Annotated in this window: 22 protein-coding genes, 1 tRNA gene and 3 pseudogenes; 13 read left to right on the forward strand and 13 right to left on the reverse strand. The window is 38.6% G+C overall.

Annotated features, from left to right (window positions below):
- Positions 1-1,109: 1,109 nt before the first annotated feature.
- Positions 1,110-1,505, forward strand: a complete 396-nt coding sequence (locus IPK31_22140; protein ID MBK8090369.1) for a DUF4935 domain-containing protein — start codon at positions 1,110-1,112, stop codon at positions 1,503-1,505.
- Between the two features lie 821 nt (positions 1,506-2,326).
- On the opposite strand, the gene IPK31_22145 is transcribed toward IPK31_22140, so the two are convergent.
- The 4 genes from IPK31_22145 to IPK31_22160 form a co-directional block, all read right to left on the reverse strand.
- Positions 2,327-2,515 (reverse strand): hypothetical protein, encoded by a 189-nt coding sequence (locus IPK31_22145; protein ID MBK8090370.1) that lies wholly within the window; start codon positions 2,513-2,515, stop codon positions 2,327-2,329.
- Between the two features lie 258 nt (positions 2,516-2,773).
- Positions 2,774-3,232: a phage integrase SAM-like domain-containing protein gene (locus IPK31_22150; GenBank protein ID MBK8090371.1), complete on the reverse strand. Its 459-nt coding sequence runs from the start codon at positions 3,230-3,232 to the stop codon at positions 2,774-2,776.
- Positions 3,151-3,498, reverse strand: coding sequence for a hypothetical protein (locus IPK31_22155; protein ID MBK8090372.1), 348 nt, complete (start codon positions 3,496-3,498; stop codon positions 3,151-3,153). The genes IPK31_22150 and IPK31_22155 overlap by 82 nt, the downstream gene beginning before the upstream one ends.
- Before the next feature lie 352 nt (positions 3,499-3,850).
- Positions 3,851-3,924 (reverse strand) — tRNA-Lys (locus tag IPK31_22160).
- Positions 3,925-4,071: 147 nt separating this feature from the next.
- On the opposite strand from IPK31_22160, the gene IPK31_22165 reads away from it, so the two are divergent.
- The 7 genes and pseudogenes from IPK31_22165 to IPK31_22195 all read left to right on the forward strand — a co-directional run bounded on the left by IPK31_22165 (position 4,072) and on the right by IPK31_22195 (position 8,977).
- The gene (locus tag IPK31_22165; protein ID MBK8090373.1) at positions 4,072-4,875 is read left to right on the forward strand and encodes an SDR family oxidoreductase; all 804 of its coding nucleotides are present in this window, start codon (positions 4,072-4,074) and stop codon (positions 4,873-4,875) included.
- Positions 4,876-4,961: 86 nt separating this feature from the next.
- Positions 4,962-5,782: pseudogene (locus IPK31_22170) on the forward strand (SAM-dependent chlorinase/fluorinase).
- A 111-nt stretch (positions 5,783-5,893) separates the two neighbouring features.
- Positions 5,894-6,739, forward strand: coding sequence for a DUF2723 domain-containing protein (locus tag IPK31_22175; GenBank protein ID MBK8090374.1), 846 nt, complete (start codon positions 5,894-5,896; stop codon positions 6,737-6,739).
- 59 nt (positions 6,740-6,798) lie between these two features.
- Complete coding sequence (locus tag IPK31_22180; protein MBK8090375.1) at positions 6,799-7,218, forward strand: hypothetical protein; 420 nt, start codon at positions 6,799-6,801, stop codon at positions 7,216-7,218.
- A gap of 493 nt (positions 7,219-7,711) precedes the next feature.
- Positions 7,712-8,137: a hypothetical protein gene (locus IPK31_22185; protein ID MBK8090376.1), complete on the forward strand. Its 426-nt coding sequence runs from the start codon at positions 7,712-7,714 to the stop codon at positions 8,135-8,137.
- Complete coding sequence (locus IPK31_22190) at positions 8,107-8,268, forward strand: hypothetical protein (GenBank protein ID MBK8090377.1); 162 nt, start codon at positions 8,107-8,109, stop codon at positions 8,266-8,268. Before IPK31_22185 ends, IPK31_22190 begins: the two co-directional genes overlap by 31 nt.
- A 16-nt stretch (positions 8,269-8,284) precedes the next feature.
- On the forward strand, positions 8,285-8,977 hold the full coding sequence (locus IPK31_22195) for a hypothetical protein (GenBank protein ID MBK8090378.1): 693 nt from the start codon (positions 8,285-8,287) through the stop codon (positions 8,975-8,977).
- Between the two features lie 48 nt (positions 8,978-9,025).
- On the opposite strand, the gene IPK31_22200 is transcribed toward IPK31_22195, so the two are convergent.
- Both IPK31_22200 and IPK31_22205 read right to left on the reverse strand, forming a co-directional pair.
- Complete coding sequence (locus IPK31_22200; protein ID MBK8090379.1) at positions 9,026-9,439, reverse strand: hypothetical protein; 414 nt, start codon at positions 9,437-9,439, stop codon at positions 9,026-9,028.
- 6 nt (positions 9,440-9,445) lie between these two features.
- Positions 9,446-9,622 carry a hypothetical protein gene (locus tag IPK31_22205; GenBank protein ID MBK8090380.1) on the reverse strand — a complete coding sequence of 59 codons (177 nt, stop codon included), beginning with the start codon at positions 9,620-9,622 and terminating at the stop codon, positions 9,446-9,448.
- Positions 9,623-9,761: 139 nt separating this feature from the next.
- On the opposite strand from IPK31_22205, the gene IPK31_22210 reads away from it, so the two are divergent.
- From IPK31_22210 to IPK31_22220, 3 genes and pseudogenes are all read left to right on the forward strand, one after another.
- Positions 9,762-10,859 (forward strand): VWA domain-containing protein, encoded by a 1,098-nt coding sequence (locus IPK31_22210; GenBank protein MBK8090381.1) that lies wholly within the window; start codon positions 9,762-9,764, stop codon positions 10,857-10,859.
- 180 nt (positions 10,860-11,039) lie between these two features.
- On the forward strand, positions 11,040-11,447 hold the full coding sequence (locus IPK31_22215; protein ID MBK8090382.1) for a hypothetical protein: 408 nt from the start codon (positions 11,040-11,042) through the stop codon (positions 11,445-11,447).
- Between the two features lie 32 nt (positions 11,448-11,479).
- Positions 11,480-12,996, forward strand: a pseudogene (locus tag IPK31_22220) (sigma 54-interacting transcriptional regulator).
- A 64-nt stretch (positions 12,997-13,060) separates the two neighbouring features.
- Here IPK31_22220 and IPK31_22225 read toward each other — a convergent pair.
- From IPK31_22225 to IPK31_22235, 3 genes and pseudogenes are all read right to left on the reverse strand, one after another.
- Positions 13,061-13,558 (reverse strand): hypothetical protein, encoded by a 498-nt coding sequence (locus tag IPK31_22225; protein MBK8090383.1) that lies wholly within the window; start codon positions 13,556-13,558, stop codon positions 13,061-13,063.
- A gap of 90 nt (positions 13,559-13,648) precedes the next feature.
- Positions 13,649-14,841, reverse strand: a pseudogene (locus IPK31_22230) (DUF2130 domain-containing protein).
- A 32-nt stretch (positions 14,842-14,873) separates the two neighbouring features.
- Positions 14,874-15,473: a hypothetical protein gene (locus tag IPK31_22235; GenBank protein MBK8090384.1), complete on the reverse strand. Its 600-nt coding sequence runs from the start codon at positions 15,471-15,473 to the stop codon at positions 14,874-14,876.
- 159 nt (positions 15,474-15,632) lie between these two features.
- Here IPK31_22235 and IPK31_22240 point away from each other — a divergent pair, with 159 nt between their 5' ends.
- Together IPK31_22240 and IPK31_22245 are read left to right on the forward strand one after the other, a co-directional pair.
- Complete coding sequence (locus tag IPK31_22240) at positions 15,633-16,853, forward strand: PAS domain S-box protein (GenBank protein MBK8090385.1); 1,221 nt, start codon at positions 15,633-15,635, stop codon at positions 16,851-16,853.
- Positions 16,854-16,858: 5 nt separating this feature from the next.
- Entirely contained in the window at positions 16,859-17,911 is a 1,053-nt protein-coding gene (locus IPK31_22245; protein ID MBK8090386.1) for a response regulator, read from the forward strand.
- Positions 17,912-18,009: 98 nt separating this feature from the next.
- Here IPK31_22245 and IPK31_22250 read toward each other — a convergent pair whose 3' ends face one another.
- The 4 genes from IPK31_22250 to ccoG form a co-directional block, all read right to left on the reverse strand.
- Complete coding sequence (locus IPK31_22250) at positions 18,010-18,405, reverse strand: hypothetical protein (GenBank protein ID MBK8090387.1); 396 nt, start codon at positions 18,403-18,405, stop codon at positions 18,010-18,012.
- 126 nt (positions 18,406-18,531) lie between these two features.
- The gene (locus IPK31_22255; protein MBK8090388.1) at positions 18,532-19,236 is read right to left on the reverse strand and encodes a sulfite exporter TauE/SafE family protein; all 705 of its coding nucleotides are present in this window, start codon (positions 19,234-19,236) and stop codon (positions 18,532-18,534) included.
- Positions 19,233-19,613, reverse strand: coding sequence for a FixH family protein (locus tag IPK31_22260; protein MBK8090389.1), 381 nt, complete (start codon positions 19,611-19,613; stop codon positions 19,233-19,235). The genes IPK31_22255 and IPK31_22260 overlap by 4 nt, the downstream gene beginning before the upstream one ends.
- Positions 19,614-19,689: 76 nt before the next feature.
- A complete protein-coding gene (gene ccoG, locus IPK31_22265) occupies positions 19,690-21,102 on the reverse strand; it encodes a cytochrome c oxidase accessory protein CcoG (protein MBK8090390.1) in 1,413 nt (470 codons plus the stop codon).
- Positions 21,103-21,110: the final 8 nt, after the last annotated feature.

A 21,110-nucleotide genomic window follows, 5' to 3' on the forward strand; every position in this document is an offset into this window, starting at 1 on the left:
GATTCAACAGAAATGTTTCAGCGTGCATGCGGCCGGTGCTGCATGATTAACGAAACCTGGGTTAGTTTTGGAATGATTGATTATGTAAAGGATTTGTTTGAACAGATTGAGAAGTTAAAATCAAGTGAGCCGGACAATTTTTTTCATTCTTCTTTTATTGACCTCCCTGATGAATAATTTTAACAGTGAGCTGTTTGTTTATTGGCTGATAGGTCAGTTGAAAATTAATTCAGAACTGCTGCCGGGTGAAGAGGAAAGGTTAGAGTATTATTTATTAAAGCATAAAGAGCTTAGTCAGCTGATTGATTGCAATGATTTGTTTTTCTTACCTGATAGACGCTCTGTAAAAGAAGAGCTTCTTTTATGGTTGCAAGCTGAAATTCTTTTCCTGGAACGAAGGCAACAGTTGAAGGGAAGGGCCGTTTTTGACTCCTGCAACAAAAGCGGATGAAGAGGAAAAGGAATTTACCTTACCTGGACTGTTGAGGAGCTTGGATTGTACATGCATTTGCTGAAAGAAAACGGTCAGCTGGCTAATAAGAATATGCGGGACCTTGCGAAGGGCATGAGTGGACATTTTCATACTGTGAGGAAGGAACATATTTCCTGGCAGAATCTGTACAACTGTTTCAGTAAGGTGGAGATGAATACAATCAGGTCGCTTGACAGTAAGCTGATGGATGCAATTAATCTGTTGAGGAAGATGAGGGGGAGGGTTGAGGTGATGAATTTTAAGTGAATAGAAATGAAGAAGCCTCCGTAAGGAGGCTTTCTGATTAATGGTTTACGGAGGGGGTAAGCTGTTTTTTTGTCTTTTCACACTACACGGTTTTGTTGTTTGTTTTTTCTTCCATAGTGTCCTCCTTTTTTGGAATTTGTACCTGTTCAGAAACAGGGAGGTTTTTTGAATAATTCAACTGATGCTACTACAACATGTTTACTATACATTATCATTAAGACAAGGTAAAACATTACCACAAAGAACTTTTTCAGCTTATCCCAACTCCGGGCCCAGTTGCCTGCGAAGTAAGATGTAAAGATAATTCTTTTCGAGCTTTAATAAGAAAGGATTGTTAAATTAGTCAAATCCAATTAAACAAATTTCAGGTATGCAGTACGTTGTTTTAGATTCAAATATTTTTTTTGATCACTGGCATTTAAATAATGCTGAATTCAGGATGCTTGCGGATTTTATCAAAAATTCACAATCTGTTTTATTGATCTCTGAAATTGTATGCAGTGAAGTTGATAATCTCTATGACCGGGAGCAGAAAAAGGTGATTTCTGAGCTTGAAAAGAATTATGAAAAAGCCCTACGGTTTAATAATGAAAGAAAAAGTTTTAACCTTGAAGGATTAATTGAACCGTATGATTTTAAAAAGGTTATACAGGAAAAGGTGGAATTTGTTGAATTTTATAAATATGATACAATACCACATTCGGTAGTTGTAGGAAGAGCTATCGGAAATATTTTGCCTTTTCGTGATAAGGAAAAAAGGGTATAGAGATACAATGATCTGGTTATCACTGCTGGATTATCTGAAATCAAAATCAAAGAATGATCATGTTTTTTTATCAGCAGAATTCAAGTGATTATTATTCAAGCGATAAACAAAATCTCCATGAAATTCTTAAACATGATTTAGCGGAACAAAAGATAAATTGCACTATTACTGTTTTTTTCGTCTTTAAACGCCTTTATTAAGGACAAAGTTGAAACAAATGAATTGGAATTTTCAAACGAGAGTATCAGTGACAAGTATCTCTGACTTAATACCCAGGGTAATAGAGAGTGAGGTAGAATGGTATTTTAATTTAATGCAGACTTATGATTTTAAAAAAAATACTGGATTCAACCCGAATACCTTTCAAATATATAGGCTCCTTAATATACCAGGTTTTGAAATTGATGAAGGAATAGAAGATGGCGAAGTAGTTAGTTATAAACGGCTTTCCTCAAATACACTTATATAAATTATCAATTCAATTTAAGAAGATGTACCATAGAGCTAGTTATTCCTTTGACAGAATATCCGCAGCATCAATTCGGGATCGATGTATTCTATAATAACAGTTATTTAGAAGAGGACAAGGCGCATCTTTTCTATTATTGCCGACCTGATTTTCAAGTAAGTTTTGTTTATGATATAGAAAAGAAAACAATAGATGGATTTGAACTTTTGTCACTCGATTTCAGGGTTCTTGAAAAAAATAACCTATTTCAGGAAGGGGATTATTTAGAAACTTTTGGAAAGCAAAAACCGGCATCCTGTATTGAAAGAGACCGATTTCATAAAACCGTTAGAATATATTGCCTGAAATTACTTTATGTTCCTGTGTTCATATGTTTATCATTTGCTGCTAATTGGATTTTTTCTGTAATTCGGGAACGTACATCTTTCATATTGTGACTGATTTTGATATCAGTAGTTTTTGCATAGATCTGTGTTGTCCGGATAGAATTGTGCCCGAGCATTTCACTGACTGATTCGATTGGACAATCATTGTCGAGCAATACTGTGGTGGCGAAAGTATGGCGGGCAGTATGTGTGGTGAGCTCTTTTTAATGCGGCGATGGCCGCAATCTCTTTTAAGTAGGCATTGTGGCGCTGGTTGCTGTTTACGGGCAACAGTTTATTATAGTTGATACAATAGGGTGCTGCTTATACTTCTCAATAATGGCAAGAGGTATTTCCATTAAGGTACATTGATTTGTTGTGATCACCTTTATGCCGGTCTTTAATGAGCCATTTGCTGTTGTCAATCCAGTGCATTACATTCTCCGGTTCGAGTTTGTAAACATCCATATAAGCATAGCCGGTAAAGCAGCTGAATACATATACATCTTTACTTCTTCGAGTCTGTCCACCGGCATTGCTGTATTATAGAGGCCCAACAGTTCTGGCCAGGTGAGCCGTTCCTTTTGGATTTTGTAAACGCATTTAAACATTGCCATGGGATTTGTATTTACATATTCTTTCAGTAAAGCATAGTTCAACATCTGCTTTGTGTTTTTGCAATACTTCATGGCGGTGTTCATACCGATCTTTTCAACGGTATTAAGAAAGTGTCTGAATTCTTCGCCAAAGGATTTGGGGATTTCGGAAATAGGTTTGTCGGACAGATTATACCGGTGCTGGAGGAACTTTTTTACTTTGCCTTTCGTGATCTCAAACCGCTGCCATGTTTTAGTACTGAGAGATCGCTCCTTGGCTTCTGTTCTTTCAGTAATAACCTGTTGTGTTCTTCAAACACATCCATCAGGGTTTTTCGTTGCGGCACATCACCTTTGAATTCTTTGATGATCATTTCAGGAGTAATCACATCGTGCACATACTGCAGGCGGTTGCAGATGGCTGTTAGATCACTCTTGGTTTTGGTGAGATCCTGGTTCCAGGTTCTGATTTGTTCTGAGTTGCCTTTGATAGATTTTGCTTTTATCATCCCATTGATCTTTGGTAATGAAAATGCCCTTGGAAAACTGTCCTCTTTTTCCATTGATGGTGATGCGGCAAAATGGGAGCTGTGTTGTTGTCTGCCTTCTTACTGATGTTTAACAGAACAGAATGGCCCATGTGGTGACTGACTTTCATAACGTTCATTTTTAGGAGACCGAATAGAGGGCTCCTTTGTGGTGAAATGATTTGATTTGAACCGTTTTGAAAGTCCTGAAACGTTGATGGGATAAGGCTTTCAGCGAATCGGTCTCCTAAAATAAGTTGAAACTGAGGAGACCGAAAAGGATACCTACCAACTGGTTGTTTTGATATAACTTGGTATGCAGAAAAATGGAAAAGGGCTGATTTCAGTGTGTTTTAAATGAAAAAAGCCACCGATAAGGTGGCTGTAGTGATCCCGCTGGGACTCGAACCCAGGACCCCAACATTAAAAAGTGTCGTGCTCTACCAACTGAGCTACGGAATCGTCCAAAATAGTTCTGTTTTTTTGGGAGTGCAAAAATAGGGTAATTCGGTTTTGCTCCCAAGTTTTAAAAAAAATACTTTTTACAATCATGTGAGTAAACAATTGAATTGAGTACAGCTGCCGTATTTTTGCAAAAAACAGATCAGAATGGATTTTAAAAATAAGGTGGTGGTTATTACAGGAGGGAGTGAGGGTATTGGAAGAGCAATGGTGGAAATGATGCTGAATAAAGGGGCAAAAGTAGCTACCTGTGGTCGTAAACATGATAAACTGTATCATCTGCAAACACAGTTCCCCGGGCAACCATTGCATGTAGTAGTTGCTGATGTAAGCAGTGAATCTGACTGCCGGGATTTTATCAACTCAACCATTAAGACATTTGGCGGTATAGATATTCTCATTAATAATGCCGGACTTTCCATGCGGGCTTTGATTAATGATGCTGAAATCAGCGCCTTTAAGAGGCTGATGGATGTGAATTTCTGGGGAACGGTTTACTGTACAAAATTTGCGTTACCATCCATTATTGAACATAAAGGAACTGTTGTCGGTATTTCTTCCATTGTTGGCAACAGGGGTATTCCTGGTCGCAGTGCATATTCTGCATCGAAGTTTGCGATGCAGGGTTGGCTGGAAGCTTTACGGGTTGAAATGTTTCAGCACGGCGTAAACGTATTATGGGTTTCACCCGGATTTATTGCCACCAATATCAGAAGTGTTGCATTGAATGCTGAAGGAAAACCAATTGGTGAAACACCCATGGATGAATCCAAACTCATGAGTGCTGAAGAATGTGCCAGGCATATTATCCATGCAGTGGAAAAAAGAAAACGCTCTGTTGTTTTAACGCTCACCGGCAAGGCAACTGTGTTTATGAGTAAGTTTTTTCCTCGGTTAGCTGACCTCTACATTCATAAATTTTTCTTTAAGGAAGGGAAGCTTATAAAATAAAAATGAAGAATCATTCATAATGGAAGTTTTTGCTTCAGATCGTTTTACATTTATAATTCTTTATTTTTAATTTCCCATTACTAACCATGCCGCTACTAACCCTCACATCAGATATTGGAGAACAGGACTACCTGGCCGGGGCAGTAAAGGGCGTTTTATTAAGACAGGATTCTTCTTTTCAGCTGATTGATATTTCACATCATCTTTCTCCGTTCAATGATCCACAGGCAGCATATGTGGTGAGAAATGCTACCAGACAATTTCCAGCCGGTACCTTTCATCTTGTATTGGTGAACATGTTTCAGTACAAGCCCGATCATTTACTCATGGCTTATCACAATGATCAGTACTTCTGTATTGCCGACAATGGCCTCATCACCATGATACTGGAAGAACCGCCGCAGGAAGTAGTTGCACTGCAGCTTGATAAATCTTCAGCCCGCCATACACTGGCCTGTACAGAAGTATTTGCAAGAGCTATTCAACAGGTGGCTGCTGGCAAGAAATTAAAAGAAATTGGTGATGATTCAATTTCTATCCAGTAAGAAATCCGTTACGGCCCATGACTACCAACCAGTACATGGAAGGTCAGATCATCTCCATCGATCATTTCGAAAATGTAATTGTGAATATTACGCAGGATGAGTTTGAAGCGCAACGCAAGGGCCGTCGCTTTAAAATTGTATTTAAACGGGATGAAGTGATTGACCGTTTCAGTGAAACCTATGCCGATGTAAACGAAGGGGAGAAGCTGGCGCTTTTCAACTCCGCCGGGTATCTTGAAATTGCCATTAACAAAGGAAATGCTGCCGGGCTTTTTGGTTTACAGGGCTTCTCTGAAAAGAATATGAGCCAGTACACACAAAGCCGTTTGTTCTATCAAACCGTCCGTGTTTACTTTGAATAATGAGTTCTGTCAAATTATCCTGTTAAAACACAGATCAAATTCCTGTTTATACCCTCATCTCCTTATTTTTGCCTGCCCGCATTAAACCGGGTTTTTAAACCAACGCTTTTTATGAATTTCCAAAAGCTCAACAACATTACAGGCTGGATAGTAGGCCTCTTTGCATGTGCCGTTTATATCCTCACCATGGAACCCTCAGGCAGTTTATGGGATTGTGGTGAATTTGTTTCCACTGCCTATAAGTTAGGTGTTCCGCATCCGCCGGGTGCCCCCTTATTTATTTTGATGGGAAGATTGTTTACACTCTTTACCCCTAATGATGCGGCAGTTGGTGTAAACCTGATGTCAGCTTTAGCAAGTGGTTTCACCATTATGTTCCTGTTCTGGACCATTACGCATTTTGGAAGAAGACTTGTGCAGAAAGAAAATGAAGAGCTCCAGGGAAACCAGTTGTTCAGCATTATGGCTGCAGGTGTTATTGGTGCATTAGCTTATACATTCAGTGATTCGTTCTGGTTCAGTGCTGTTGAAGGTGAAGTATATGCGTTATCTTCTTTCTTTACTGCTATTGTATTCTGGGCTATTCTGAAATGGGAGCATGAAGATTCAAAAGCAGGTGACGATGATATGAAGCGCACACATGCAGAGCGTTGGATTGTTTTGATTTTCTTCCTCATGGGATTAAGTATAGGTGTTCACTTACTGAACCTCTTAACTATCCCTGCAATAGTAATGGTGTATTATTTCCGCAGGTATAAACCAACATGGACAGGTGGAATTGTTGCTTTACTTGTTGGTGTAGGAATATTAGGTGTAATACAGGTGGCAGTTATTCAATGGAGCATTGCTACTGCCGGCTGGTTCGACCGTTTATTTGTAAACAGCTTTGGCCTGCCGTTCTTCTCAGGATTTATTTTCTTCTTTGCAGCAATTGCAGCACTATCTGGTTTGGTTTAAGATGGGCGCAAACAAATCACTGGCGCTTTCTGCGTTTGGGTTTGTGGAGTTTTGCTTTTATGCTCATTGGATACTCAACTTATGTAACTACCATGATCCGCTCCAATGCTGATCCTGCTGTTGATATGAATGATGTAAACAATCCTACTTCATTGGTAAGTTACCTCAGTCGTGAACAGTATGGAGATATTCCATTATTAAAAGGCCAGGTATTTACAGCAGAGGCGAATTATGAAGATGTGGGCGAAGTGTATCAGCGTGTAGGTGATAAGTATGAGGTGGTAGGAACAAAACGGAAAGCTGTATATCCTGCTGAGCAAACAATGGTGTTTCCACGTGTGTGGGATGCAAGCAATGATCAGGGACATGCTGATTATTATGCACAGTTCCTCGGCATTGGAAAATGCAGGATAAACAAACAGGAAAAATTTCTTACGAACGTGATCCTGATATGGCAGATAACTTTAAATTCTTTTTGACTACCAGGTTAATATAATGTACGGACGTTATTTCATGTGGAATTTTGCCGGTAAACAAAATGATGTACAGGAGTTGGTGAAAGAAGAAATGGTAACTGGATCAGTGGAATTTCATTTTTAGATAATTCCCGTTTGGGCAATCAAAGCTGATGCCTGACAGTTTGAAAAACAACAAAGCAAACAATACTTTATTCTTTCTTCCATTCTTACTCTGGATTGTTTGGATTGATTCAGCAACTCAGCAAAAACAAACGTGATGGACTGATTGTTGGTCTGCTGTTTTTATCAACCGGATTTGCAATTGTATTATATCTCAACCAGGCGGTCCTCAGCCACGTGAAAGGGATTATGCTTACGTAGGAAGTTTCTATGCTTTTGCCATCTGGATTGGTCTTGGATATTTCCTTGTAAAAGAAATGTTTGAAAAAGTTATTAAAGGAGTTGCGGTTCATATGCAGCAGCAGTTTTATGCTTCCTTGCAGTGCCGGTATTAATGGCTACCCAGGAATGGGATGACCATGACCGCAGCAAGAAAACACTGGCACCTGATCTGGCTGCAGATTATCTTGAAAGCTGTGCCCCCAATGCTATCTTATTTACGGTTGGTGATAACGATACCTATCCATTATGGTATGCGCAGGAAGTAAAAGGTATCCGTCCTGATATTCGTGTGATCAATACAAGTTTACTTGGTACTGACTGGTACATTAACCAGCTCCGTTATAAAGTAAATCAAAGTGATCCGATTGATGTGATCTGGAATGAAGAGCAGATTGCAGGCGATAAGCGGAATATTGTTTATCATATTCCTGTTTCTCAAACCGATACTTCTTATGTTGATCTGTACACAATGATGAAAGATCAGGCAGGCAGCGATGCAGAAAATAAATGTACAGGGTACAAAGCGGTGAACTGCTGAATTATTTCCCTGTTAACCGTGTGATTGTTCCGGTTGATGAAAATGTGGTACGGCAGAACGGAACTGTTACAGCAAAAGACAGTGTAGTAAAAAGAAGTAAGATTTCAGATTTCAAAAGGTTATCTCTTTAAAAATGACGCGGCAATTATGAATGTTATTGCAGCCAATAAATGGAAGCGCCCTATTTACTTTACACAGCCTTTGCAAATGGGATTTGATGATTACCTCCGCCAGGATGGGTTAACCTATCGTCTTGTTCCTGTTGCCAATGCAAGAGGTACTGTAAATATGGACTGGATGTTTGATAAGGTGATGAATAAATTCAAGTATGGCAGTGCTGATAAAGACGGTGTTTATTTTGATGAAGAAAACCGCAGACATTTATTAAACATCCGCAATGCACATACCATTCTTGCAATGAATTTGATTGCAGCAAATCGTAAAGAAGATGCAAAGAAAGTATTGCAGCGTTGTGATCAACTGATGAAATCGAAGAATATGCCTTATGGTATGGCTTCACGTTATGGTAATGATCATAATGAAAAGAGTTTCTATTTTGCCATGACGGCTTTCCAGGCAGGTGATATAGAAATGGGCAAGCGTATTATGGAACAGGTGAAGAAAGATTGTGAACAGCAAATGGCGTTTTACGAATCTGTTTCAGATGGCGATACAAGAACACCATCAGAATATGAATACCAGATGGCCAAACAATTGGTGCAGGGTATTGATAATGCATTAAAAGAATATGTACAGGGCGTGAAACCGGGGTCGGATACAATACCTGCGAACAAAGAAGTTCCGCAAACGATCAAGAACAAACCTGATACACAGAAATAAAGAAGAGCGTTTCGCTTTTAATAAATTGCCGGTAAGGCGGAGGCTTTTTTATTGCTTATTATTTGCTTTGTATTCCCCTTCAATTGTTTGCACAACCGACACCATGTATTTTACAAACTTGGTGCTTTGCTTTTCAATCTGTTTGTTCATTTTACGGTACATACCAACAGATGAAATACCTACCCGTTGAAAGTTTTCTACATCGCTGATGTCTTTGCTGAGTGTAGGAGTCATGGTTGTTCTTGCACTGGGAATATACACCCATCCAAATGGGACTACAAATCCGGTAACAATCAAAGCGGTTGCTGTTCCAATGCCGGCTGCTGTTACAACCGTACCTAATACATTCTGTTTTGTATGAACAAATTTCACCATTACCAATTTTACCTGGCAACTCGTGGTTTGTACACCGCTGTTCAGTGAGTTTGAATGGATGTGTTTCGCTGTTATAAACCTCCACAAACTTTGTCATCTTTTCAGAATTTCCTGTTTGTACTCAAAATCCTGTATGATCCGTAAGTCGAGTTCCAGGTTCAGCGTTTCAATCTTTGCTTCTTTTTTAAGAAGTAACTCAGGGCCTTTGCAGGAGCTGAATAGAGCAATACTGACAAGGCCGAGAATGACAAAATGGGTGAATTTTCGCATGGATATGTATTTTTCTGACGGTAAAATAAGAAATCATCGGAAATACTGTCAAGAACTTTTGGGTTCGGTATTTGTTGTTCATCAATTAACGGCATGCTAAACGCCGTTAGCAGAAATTAAAGTAAATTGATAGTTGATTATGATCGGCCATTTTTTTTCCAAATATGATCCCTCGCAAAACGGGCAAACCAAGTTTGAGCAATTGCTCTATCTGTTTACTCAATTGCTTACTTATACCAGCGGTGATGTTACCGAAGCCATGGATTGGCTCAACCAGCTGGATCGCAAATTTCAACTGACCAACGATGAATATGGTATTGGTGACTTTATTGAGGAGCTGAAAGAAAAAGGTTATCTCGATGAAAACAAAGTAACTGGTGAATTTAAGATCACCTCCAAAACTGAGCAGACAATACGTAAGCAATCGTTAGAAGAAATTTTCGGGAAGCTGAAAAAAACAAAGCAGGGAAATCATCAAACCTTTAAGCCGGGTATGGGTGATGAAATCAATCCTGAAACAAGACCTTTTCAGTTTGGTGATACACTGGAGCAGATTGATTTTACCAATTCCATCCGTAATGCACAGATCAATCATGGCATCGACAGTTTCCAGATGCGTGAAGATGACCTTGAGATAAGAGAAACAGATTTCAAAACGCAGACTTCAACCGTGTTGATGATTGACATTTCTCACTCCATGATTTTATATGGGGAGGACAGAATTACACCTGCCAAGAAAGTAGCGATGGCATTGAGTGAATTGATTCAGACAAGATATCCGAAAGACACATTGGATATTGTGGTGTTTGGCAACGATGCATGGACCATTGAAGTGAAGGATCTTCCTTATTTACAGGTTGGCCCCTATCATACCAATACAGTTGCAGGATTGGAGCTTGCGATGGAAATTCTTCGGCGCAGAAAAAATCCAAACAAACAAATCTTCATGATTACAGATGGCAAACCCACCTGTTTGAAGATTGGGAAGAAGTATTATAAAAACAGTTTTGGATTGGATCGTAAAGTGGTGAATCGTTGTATAAACCTTGCTGCTCAATGCAAGAAGCTGAAAATTCCTATCACCACATTTATGATTGCCACCGATCCTTACCTGCAAAAATTTGTACAGGAGTTTACAGAAACCAATCATGGGAAAGCTTTCTTTGCTTCTTTGGATAAACTGGGGGCATTTATATTTAAGGATTTTGAAAGCGGGAAGAGCAAAATATTAAAATAGGTTATGAGATTAAGGATATTTAATATAGAAATGAATAGGGAGATTGATATTGATCTTCAAGTTGAGGTATGCTATCCTGTTTCTAATTTATTCATAGTACTCATAAATGAAGGTGTAAACAACTGTTGATTTGATGGTAAGCAATCAAAGCCATATGATTCCTATTTATTTAGGAAAGTTATGTCAATTACAAAAGGGTATACTCTTCATGACAATGTGAAGCACTTTATGGTTTTTGTAGATATTTTGAATGATTGCGGAGATATTGAGGAATTCTTAATAAGGTCCATTAGTGAAAAAGGACTTATAGTTTTCGAAAGTAATTCTGAAACTAATGATACTCCTTTCAGTAGATTCATCTTGATTAACTATCAGGAGTATCTTGAATTAAAGCAATCTTTCGAAGAAAAGGATTTGTTATTATTTAAAGACTTTGTTAAGCTAAAGAGCTCTCGTAGTAAATCTGAGCTTAATAGTAGATTTTGTATGCCCCCTTATGAAAACAATCAGTTTATAAGCGAAAATGGTCTTACCTATTTTTTGGACTTGCAAGAAAGCGATAAATCAAAAATATTCAAAGAATTATAAAATTTTAAAAAGGTCTTCCCGACTTACCGGCAATGAATACAAGTATAACATTAGGCGAATTAAAGAAGAGTGGTTATAAACCAAAAAGCATCAAAGAAGAAGTGAGACAAAACTTGATTGCAAAACTTCAGCAGAATGAGAATGTATTTGAAGGAATATTAGGGTATGAAGATTCAGTAATACCTGATGTAGAAAGGGCTTTGCTTTCCCGTCATAATATTTTATTCCTTGGTTTGCGTGGACAGGCCAAAACAAGAATGGCCCGTTTAATGACCGATCTGCTGGATGAATATGTTCCGGTGGTTGCAGGCAGCGAAGTAAATGATGATCCTTTTCATCCCATATCACATTATGCAAAAGAACTCATTGCAAAAGAAGGTGATGCAACAAAGATTGAATGGATCCACCGCTCACAGCGTTATGGTGAAAAACTGGCAACACCTGATGTAAGTGTAGCTGATCTCATTGGAGATATTGATCCCATTAAAGCTGCTAACCTGAAACTAAGCTTTGCTGATGAGCGTGTAATTCATTACGGTATCATACCCAGAAGTAACCGTGGCATTTTTGTCATCAATGAAATTCCTGATCTGCAGGCACGCATCCAGGTTCCTTTATTCAACATATTAGAAGAAGGCGATGTGCAGATCCGTGGGTTTAAACTTCGTCTGCCATTAGATATTTTATTTGTCTTTACTGCCAACCCGGAAGATTATACTAACCGTGGATCAATTGTAACACCATTGAAAGATCGTATCGAAAGCCAGATACTGACGCACTATCCAAAAACAATAGAAGTTGGTTTAGCAATTACTGACCAGGAAGCAAGTATTCATGCTGAGCAGGCAAAGAAAGTTGAAGTAAGTGATTTGATGAAGCGGTTGATTGAGCAGGTTGCTTTTGAAGCAAGAAATAGTGAATATGTTGATAAGAAAAGTGGTGTAAGTGCAAGGCTTACAATTTCAGCATTGGAAAATGCAGTGAGTACAGCAGAATTAAGAGCCATTCAAAACAAAGAAAAAACAACACAGGTGTGGATGAGTGATCTCATTGGGATCATTCCATCCATCACAGGAAAAATTGAACTGGTGTATGAAGGGGAGCAGGAAGGTCCGTACCAGGTCGCTTTTCATTTGCTTGATAAAGCCATCCGCTCACAGTTTGTGCAATACTTTCCCAATCCTGAACAGCCGAAAAAAGAAAGCAGGAAGCATCTGATAATCCGTACAAGTCAATTACGCATTGGTTTGATAAAGGAAATCAGCTAAGTCTTTTGATGAATACAAAAGACGAAGATAAAGTTCACCAGTTGTATAATGTAGATGGATTATATCCTTTGGTAAAAAAATATTTTAAAGGAGCCAATGAACAGCAGGCTGCTTTACTGATGGAGTTTGTATTGCATGGTCTTGCATCCTATTCATTGATCAGTAAAAAAGTAGTGGAAGGAAGGATAGAGTTCAATGACTTAATGGGAAGTATAATTGATATGAAAGCAAGCAGGGACAGTGATGAAGATGAGGATTTTGACGGAGAAGATTTTACTTAATTGTACGATAGTCTTAAAACAGGAAAGGTGAGCATTGCTCACCTTTCCTGTTTATGAAATGAGTTTAAAATTTATAGCCTAACGATAAACCACCATAAGCCGGGTTAAAAAAGCCATCTCCGAAAACGGGGTTAATTGCTACACGTAAAACCAAGCCACCCTCTTTTTGCTGATAGCGGTAACCAAAATTAAGATGACCAAAACTTTTTGTAAAAGGGGAGAAGTTAATCACATCATTATTATCCCTTGTATAGTCAACATAAGTGAAACCTGCGCCTAATTCAATATAATCCCGGTCGTTTTTAGATAGTAAATAGGTAAGTCCAACAGGAATATATACAGCGCCGCTATTATCTATTTTATAACCACCAACACCAATACGGCCACCAAATCCTTTATCGGAAGCTGTAAACCTTGTGTCGTAGTTAAAGGAAATAACTCCGGGGCCACCTGCTTCAATATAAATCGACATGCCAGGTTTTTGGGGAGCAGGTTTTTCCTGAGCCTGTGCAAGTAAAAAGAAAAGAAAGATACCAGAGCAAAGCAAGAGTGTTTTTTTCATTATAATCAGTTTATACCAAGATACCTGAAGAGAAGATATTGCTGCTTGAAAAAATGTTAAAGAGGAAATTGTAATGATGATATTGATCAGTTAGTCTTCAACTGACAGATCAGAATCACTTAACAGGTTAATATCAACATCTGTTCCCGCAATTCCTTCAACAGAACCACGGATATGTGCAGCATTCAATAAAACTTTTTCCAGTTGTTTTTCCCGTTGCTTCCAGAGTTTTTCCATGGCATCACGTTCTTTCTGGATGGAAATTTTCATGCTCATAAAACCTTCACGGATGGCTTTCCACTGTTCTCCAAATTCATTGCCCGTTAAATAGTCATAGAGCATCTGCATTTTTTCGCCTTTGTTTTCCTGTCCTTTTGTTGCCTGTGCAATACGGATGATGCTGTCTCTTAAAACATGTGTCAAAGCTTTTACTTCAGCAAAACTGCATACCCACACGCCATCTTTTTGACCAAACCTGTCAAGATCTTTCGGCATGGCCTGTGTTACAATCACGGCAATATTTGCTGCCTGACTGCGCATATCTGCTTTCAGTTTTTCAATCCACTGATCAGAAAAATCTTTGGTGCGTTTGCTTTCAAAAATAATCTTGCCGCATTCTTGCCCAAACTGGTTGCGTACAAGCAGTATGCAATCTGCCCCCTTCACTCCTTTACCAACTTCTTCAATACTGTCGTATGGAAATGACTGACGAAGCAGATCTTCCAGCAGTAATTCCTGTACTTCACCTTGCAGTTGCATTGACCCCTGTTCTGCTTTTCGTGTCATTTCTTCTGCAAGTTTTTTCTGATCATCTCTTTGCTTTTCAAGTTCTTTAATTTTAAGCAGGTAGTCACTCTCTTTATTAGCGTTTTTTTGTTCTTCTGTTTTTTTAACTTCTTCCGCAATACGTGTTCTTTCTTCCTGTAATTTTCTTTGAACAGATAATTCAAGCTCTTCCTCTTTAGTTTTCAGTTCCTGCATTTTTTGCAAAAACTCAAGTTCTTTTTTTCTTGATTCTTTCAGTTTTTCTTCATTGTCTTTATTATTCTGCTCAAGCAGGCGGAGTTTGTTTTCAAAATCAGAAGAAATAGATTTTCGTAATAATTCCTCAGTTTGTTGTTGAATTTTTAGTTTCTCATCAGCAAACTCTTTTTCTTTTTCTTTTTCCAGTCTTCGGCCTTAGCATTTGCTTCTTTTTGAATTTGCTCCTCTATCGATTTTCGAATCGATTCATTTGGTTCAAACTCATGGCCGCAGTTAGGGCATTTTATTTCGGTTGACATCTTATCTTTTTTGCAAGTTTACGAAAGAAGTATCAGAGCTGGCTGGAGGAAGTGCCTCGCCTGGTGGTGGCAATATACATACCAATATCAGCCAGCATTTTCAGAATGAGAAAAATAACAGAAGTTCCAAAACCAAGTAAAGGCGGCACCAGAATCATTAAATGCATGGGGATGATACGCATGTAGGGCACAAAGAACATTTTCCCGATATTTTCTTTTTCTCCTTCCTTTTTTCCCGATCTCCTCCTGATTAAATCAATTGTGCTTTCAACAAGGAAGATGCCGCCGGTTATTAAAACAATTTTTGCATTGGCCCCTGCTGAAAAACCCGTAAGCAGGAAAATGGCATACACTAAATGGAAAAAGCCAAAATGAAATAAAAAGAAGAAGGCTGCACAGCCAATATTTTTCTTAGTAACGGGTTGATCGTTCATTTTCATGCTCGTTTCATCGGGATTCTCCACTTTCAGCAGTTCAATAAAAGTGAAAAAGCCAATGAGGATGCTCTGCAGCCAGTAAATCCAGACAATGGTATTGAATTCAGTCGGGTTCTGCAGATAGTAGTAAATAAGGTAACCGTTGATAAGTAATAAAAACCAGGCCCGGGGATCTTTGAGTGTTCGTTGCAGCAAGTGAGTAAGTTTCTGCCAAAATACTTATCTCTCTCTTAAAAGCGAAATGTTCGCAAACATTTCTCCTGTCTTCATTGCGGTTTCATACTTTTTTGCAAATGGCAGGGAGTAAAGCCTTGTTTCTATATATTTGCGCAGTTTGATTTAACTATCATATTCATGCAATCAACTGCAGAAGGCAAACTTTTTGAGACTCTTTTTAACCACGCAAGCATTGGCATTATTGTAGTCAATAGTGCTGCCGAAATTACATTGGTTAATCAATTTGCTTTATTCCAGTTTGGCTATGAAAGTTCAGCTGAATTGAAGGGTAAAAAGATTGAAGTACTGATTCCGGGCCGTTTTCATGGTAAGCATGTGGCCCAGAGGGATGGATATATCCATAAGCCAAATAACAGGCCGATGGGTATTGGCCTCGATCTTTTTGGGAAAAAGAATGATGGTTCCGAATTTCCGGTTGAAGTGAGCCTGGGTAATTATGACTTTGGTGGCAATAAGTTCATAGTTGCTTTTGTGAACGATATTACCAAGCGTAAGGAGATTGAGCAGGAAATCATCAGAATGAATGAGGAACTGGAAGATAAAGTAGAGGAAAGAACGCTCTCGTTAAAGGAATCTGTTGAAAAGCTCAACCTTCAGATTGCAGAAACAGAAGAAAAAGACAAGGAATTAATGGAGGCTTTAAGCAGGGAGAAGGAACTGGGTGAATTAAAGTCCCGTTTTGTATCTGTTGCTTCACATGAGTTCAGGACTCCCCTTAGTACTGTACTGTCATCTATCTACCTCTTACAGAAATATACAACCTCAGACGAACAGCCCAAGAGGGAAAAGCATATTCAACGCATTATTTCATCGGTAAACCTGTTAACCGATATTTTGAACGACTTCCTTTCAGTTGGCAAGATTGAAGAAGGAAAAATTCAGGCCCGCTTCAGTACCTTTGATTTGAATAAAAACGTTGTTCAAACCATTGCAGAAATGCAGAGCATCAGCAAACCAGGTCAGCAGATCAGGTATGAGCATAAGGGCAAAAATGAGGTGGAGCTTGATCCGGGTATGTTTAAGCATATCACCTTAAATTTGCTCTCCAATGCGATTAAATTTTCGCCAGAGAGCTCTGATATTTACATCAGTACCTCGGTTGATGATACAGAAATTCAACTGAAAGTAAAGGATAGCGGAATTGGTATTTCAAAGGAAGATCAGGAGCATTTATTTGAACGTTTTTTCCGTGCAAATAATGCTATCAACATTCAGGGCACAGGATTAGGATTACATATTGTATCAAAATATGCTGAATTAATGAACGGAAAGATCACTTGTAAAAGCGATCTTGATCAGGGTACTGAATTCAACGTTATCTTTAAAAATAAATCGTAACAGTAATGAAGAAAATTCTGCTAATAGAGGATAATGACGAAATAAGGGAAAATACAGCCGAGATTCTTGAGCTGGCCAATTATAAAGTAGTTACGGCTGCCAATGGGAAGCTCGGTATTGAAACAGCTCTTGCAGAAGTACCCGATTTGATTGTTTGCGACATCATGATGCCGGTGCTGGATGGTTATGGTGTGCTGCATGCCCTGCATAAAAATGACAGCGTTAAGAATATTCCGTTTATCTTTTTAACGGCGAAAACAGAACGTGGCGATTTACGTAAAGGAATGGAACTGGGTGCTGATGATTATATTACCAAGCCTTTCAGTGGAACAGAGTTACTGAATGCAATTGAAGGAAGGCTGAAAAAAGCTGATCTGATTAAAGAAGAATTTTCCGGACTTGATGGTGTAAATAAATTATTGGCAGCTGCCGGTTCAAAAGATATTCTTGAATCTTTAACTACCGATAGGGATGTAAACAAATACAGGAAAAAACAGACTGTATATAACGAAGGAAACCGTGCCGCCCGTTTATTTTTTATTGTAAAGGGTAAAGTGAAAACCTTTAAATCAAATGATGATGGAAAGGAGCTGGTAGTTGGGTTATATACAGAAGGCGATTTTCTTGGCTATGTTGCATTGCTTGAAGGCAGCTCTTATAAAGAAACGGCAGAAGCAATGGAAGACAGTGAACTGGCCATTATTCCTAAAGCTGATTTTGATGAATTGATGAACATCAATCCACAGGTGGCACAGAAATTTATTCAACTGCTGGCAAAAAATGTGGCAGATAAAGAAGAGCATTTATTAGGACTGGCTTATAACTCTCTCCGTAAAAAAGTGGCAGATGCTTTAATGAGCCTGCAACGGAAATACAAAACAGGTGATGGTCATTTTTCAATTAATATCAGCCGTGAAAACCTGGCAAGTATTGCAGGTACTGCTACTGAATCACTCATCCGCACATTGGGCGATTTCAGAACTGAAAAACTAATTGATATTAAAGAGGGAAATATCATTATTCTCAATGAAAAAAAATTAGAGAACCTGCTGAATTAACAGGGGTATTAAATATCTGCCGGAAAAGGGTAAATGAAAAAAGCTGTTTGATTTAATCAAACAGCTTTTTTATGAACTATTCAACTGCAAGTGAAATGTCAGGCAATCGTCTCTGTTAAATACAGATTGAAATCGGACTTGAGCTTATTGAATTGCTTTTCAACAATCTCCATATCCTTATGCATTTTTTTAAGTCTTTTTTGTAATTCTTTTAATACAACTGCATCTTCACCGGCTTCTTTAGCCAGTAACTTATCCAGCTCATGAATATCCTGACGTAACATATTAACGGTGTCATCTTCAGAAATAAATTTATTCTGAAAGTATTCTGCACGTTCAAGGAACTCGTAATCAGTATCTGCCTGTAATACCTGCGACAAACGATTCTTCAAATGGTTGTTTTCCTGCTGTATAAACTGCAGGTAACGTTTCCACGTATCGCTTTCATGCCGGTACTGAAGAATTTTTTTGTTTGAAGCCATAGTAATGATCATAAAATTTATTTCTGAACGATATATTTATTTCTACTCTAACAAATCTAAAAACTAAGGCAGCCGTTTCGAATAACAAACGTCACTACCCACCCTGATACTTGTCATAGTCAACGGCTGATCTTAATCCTAATGACAATTAATTACCTCTCCCGGGGCATTCGCCATTACCGGGCTGATAAATGGTATACCCAGATTCATTCCCCTTAAAATGAGAATAAAGGCCATTATTGTCATCAGGTAAGGAACCGCATTCTTTATCTTTCTTCTTATTGGAAAGGAGATGGCATTTCCTGCAATACTTAAAACCATCATTAACGGCAGTGTTCCTGCGCCAAAAGCAGCCATAAAACCAGTACTTAAACTTAGCTCACTGAAATTTAAGGCACTTGCCAAAGCAACATATACCATACCGCAGGGTAACAATGCATTCACCATTCCCAAAAAAAGAAAGGATCCTTTTCTTTCTGCCTGTAACAAACGGATCATTTTGTTTTGAACAAATAGCTGTAACCGCTGCGCCCATTTTGGTTGCCAGGCATTTTGTAAAAAATAATAGTTGATGATAAACAACAGGATTACAGCTCCGCTGATGATTGACAGCCATTGCTGAAAGCCAGCCATGTAAACAGTGCGCCCTGCCATTCCGAAAATTAAACCGAGAATAGAATAGGTAATAATTCTTCCGGTATTATACAGTAATGCAGCCAGGCGTTGCTGCCATACCGCAAGGTGCTGCACAGGCAGAGCTAATGCAAGCGGGCCGCACATACCAATGCAATGCAAACTGCTGAATGCTCCCAAAATTAATCCTGCTGTAATTGCCTGAATCATTCGTTAATACTTACCGGTTGTTCGTTATAGTAATTCTGATTATCTGTTTTCCAGTTAATTTTTAATACATACTTGCCGGGTAAAATATCTTTTGCCGGAATAATCTGAACTGCCTCTTCTGATAACTGAATATTTATTTTTTTATCTTTTCCTGAATCTGCAGAACAGTAGAAGAAAATAGTTCCTTCTGCTTTCTTCTGTTTCATTTCCTGCGGAAACTGTATACTGATCTGATCATTCTGTTGCTGTACCTGTATTCCGCTGCTAAGTTTGTTTGCAAGGTTGGTACCATCAATTACCTGCTGATAAGCGAGTTCATCTTTATAGTAGTCTTTACTCACCAGGTCGAAATGTGATTGAGTGGTTTTGTATATCAAAAAAAGATGAATGCTGCAAAAGCTATAAATACAATCGTCAGTTTATGTCCCCAATTCAGTGTCATAGTAATTTAATTTATTCGTTTACGTATACAGGCCCGAGAAAACTTGTTTTGATTACATCAATTTTCTTTTCACCGTTATATAAACCAACTTTTAAAATAGTTTTACGTTTAGTAATGCTTTTATTGGGTAGAGTAATAAAGAATGATCCGGCACCCTGTCCATCACTGTGTACATGAATGAATTCGCCCACCATTTGAACTTTTCCGTTTCCCCCTTCTATTCTTACCGTAAGCGGTATATCGTTAACAGTCTTATTCATCACCTTAATATTGTACAGGTTTGAAACGCTGTCGGTTCCTTTTTCCTGGTACAGTAAACCCGGTGTACGCATTACGGTTGCTTTTACATCTTTTTGGGATACCAGTAAAATGGTTAGCAGGCTCAACAATACAACCAGCAAGACAGTATACATACGCATACGTCGTGTATAATGCAGCTTCTCATGATTGGCAATTCCATTTTCACTTGCATAACGGATCAGCCCTTTCTTAAAGCCAACGCTTTCCATCATATGATCGCAGGCATCAATACAGGCTGTACAACCAACACATTCCATTTGAGTGCCGTTACGGATATCAATTCCTGTTGGGCAAACTTTTACACACTGGCCACAATCAATGCAATCACCTGCTGTTCTTTCTTCTTTTTTATTAAACTTTTTTCTTTCTTCTCCACGTTTGTAATCATAAGCAACAATCATGGAGTTTCTGTCGAGCAGTACACCCTGCAATCTTCCGTAAGGACAAACAACAATACAAGCCTGTTCTCTGAAGTTTGCATATACAGCATAAAATACTCCACTGAAAACCATCAGTGCTGCAATATTTCCCACATTTTCTGTTGGCCTCTGTATCATTTCCCACAACTCTTTAATACCGATAACATAAGCCAGAAAATAATTGGCAATAAGGATGGCTAAAACATAAAAGACTACATGCTTGGTTACTTTACGAACAATTTTGTTGGTTGTCCATGGGCTGGCTGCCAGTATTTTCTGCTTTGGGGCATCACCTTCAATTAAATATTCAAGCTTACGGAACAGCATTTCCATGAAGTTCGTTTGCGGACATATCCAGCCACAGAACAAACGGCCGAATGCTGCTGTAAACAGAATAATGAAAACCACAAACGTAATCATGATGATTCCAAAAATGAAAAAATCCTGTGGCCAGAAAACCTGGCCAAAGAGAATAAACTTTGCTTTTGGTACATTGAACAGAAACAGAGGCCTTCCTTTTATATAAATAAAAGGAAGAGTGAGAAAGATCAGAAAAAAGAACCCGCTTACAATCGTCCGGATATTATAAAACTTCCCCTTTGGTTTTTGGGCATAAATCCATTTACGTTTACCCTCTTCGTCTACTGTGGCAATCCTGTCACGAAAGGATTGCTTTTCCTGATCTTTTACCTCTGTGTCTGACATGATTTTTC

Source organism: Chitinophagaceae bacterium, assembly GCA_016713085.1.
Lineage (GTDB): Bacteria > Bacteroidota > Bacteroidia > Chitinophagales > Chitinophagaceae > Lacibacter.

What these genes read in the sequence shown, in the direction of transcription:
- IPK31_22155 (MBK8090372.1), bottom strand. Translation starts at nt 3,498, where the DNA reads ATGGAAAAAGAGGACAGTTTTCCAAGGGCATTTTCATTACCAAAGATC.
- IPK31_22225 (MBK8090383.1), bottom strand. Translation starts at nt 13,558, where the DNA reads ATGAAAAAAACACTCTTGCTTTGCTCTGGTATCTTTCTTTTCTTTTTA.
- IPK31_22140 (MBK8090369.1), top strand. Translation starts at nt 1,110, where the DNA reads ATGCAGTACGTTGTTTTAGATTCAAATATTTTTTTTGATCACTGGCAT.
- IPK31_22215 (MBK8090382.1), top strand. Translation starts at nt 11,040, where the DNA reads ATGTCAATTACAAAAGGGTATACTCTTCATGACAATGTGAAGCACTTT.
- IPK31_22175 (MBK8090374.1), top strand. Translation starts at nt 5,894, where the DNA reads ATGAATTTCCAAAAGCTCAACAACATTACAGGCTGGATAGTAGGCCTC.
- IPK31_22205 (MBK8090380.1), bottom strand. Translation starts at nt 9,622, where the DNA reads ATGCGAAAATTCACCCATTTTGTCATTCTCGGCCTTGTCAGTATTGCT.
- IPK31_22190 (MBK8090377.1), top strand. Translation starts at nt 8,107, where the DNA reads ATGTACAGGGTACAAAGCGGTGAACTGCTGAATTATTTCCCTGTTAAC.
- IPK31_22185 (MBK8090376.1), top strand. Translation starts at nt 7,712, where the DNA reads ATGGCTACCCAGGAATGGGATGACCATGACCGCAGCAAGAAAACACTG.
- ccoG (MBK8090390.1), bottom strand. Translation starts at nt 21,102, where the DNA reads ATGTCAGACACAGAGGTAAAAGATCAGGAAAAGCAATCCTTTCGTGAC.
- IPK31_22250 (MBK8090387.1), bottom strand. Translation starts at nt 18,405, where the DNA reads ATGATCATTACTATGGCTTCAAACAAAAAAATTCTTCAGTACCGGCAT.
- IPK31_22245 (MBK8090386.1), top strand. Translation starts at nt 16,859, where the DNA reads ATGAAGAAAATTCTGCTAATAGAGGATAATGACGAAATAAGGGAAAAT.
- IPK31_22255 (MBK8090388.1), bottom strand. Translation starts at nt 19,236, where the DNA reads ATGATTCAGGCAATTACAGCAGGATTAATTTTGGGAGCATTCAGCAGT.
- IPK31_22210 (MBK8090381.1), top strand. Translation starts at nt 9,762, where the DNA reads ATGATCGGCCATTTTTTTTCCAAATATGATCCCTCGCAAAACGGGCAA.
- IPK31_22240 (MBK8090385.1), top strand. Translation starts at nt 15,633, where the DNA reads ATGCAATCAACTGCAGAAGGCAAACTTTTTGAGACTCTTTTTAACCAC.
- IPK31_22195 (MBK8090378.1), top strand. Translation starts at nt 8,285, where the DNA reads ATGAATGTTATTGCAGCCAATAAATGGAAGCGCCCTATTTACTTTACA.
- IPK31_22180 (MBK8090375.1), top strand. Translation starts at nt 6,799, where the DNA reads ATGCTCATTGGATACTCAACTTATGTAACTACCATGATCCGCTCCAAT.
- IPK31_22165 (MBK8090373.1), top strand. Translation starts at nt 4,072, where the DNA reads ATGGATTTTAAAAATAAGGTGGTGGTTATTACAGGAGGGAGTGAGGGT.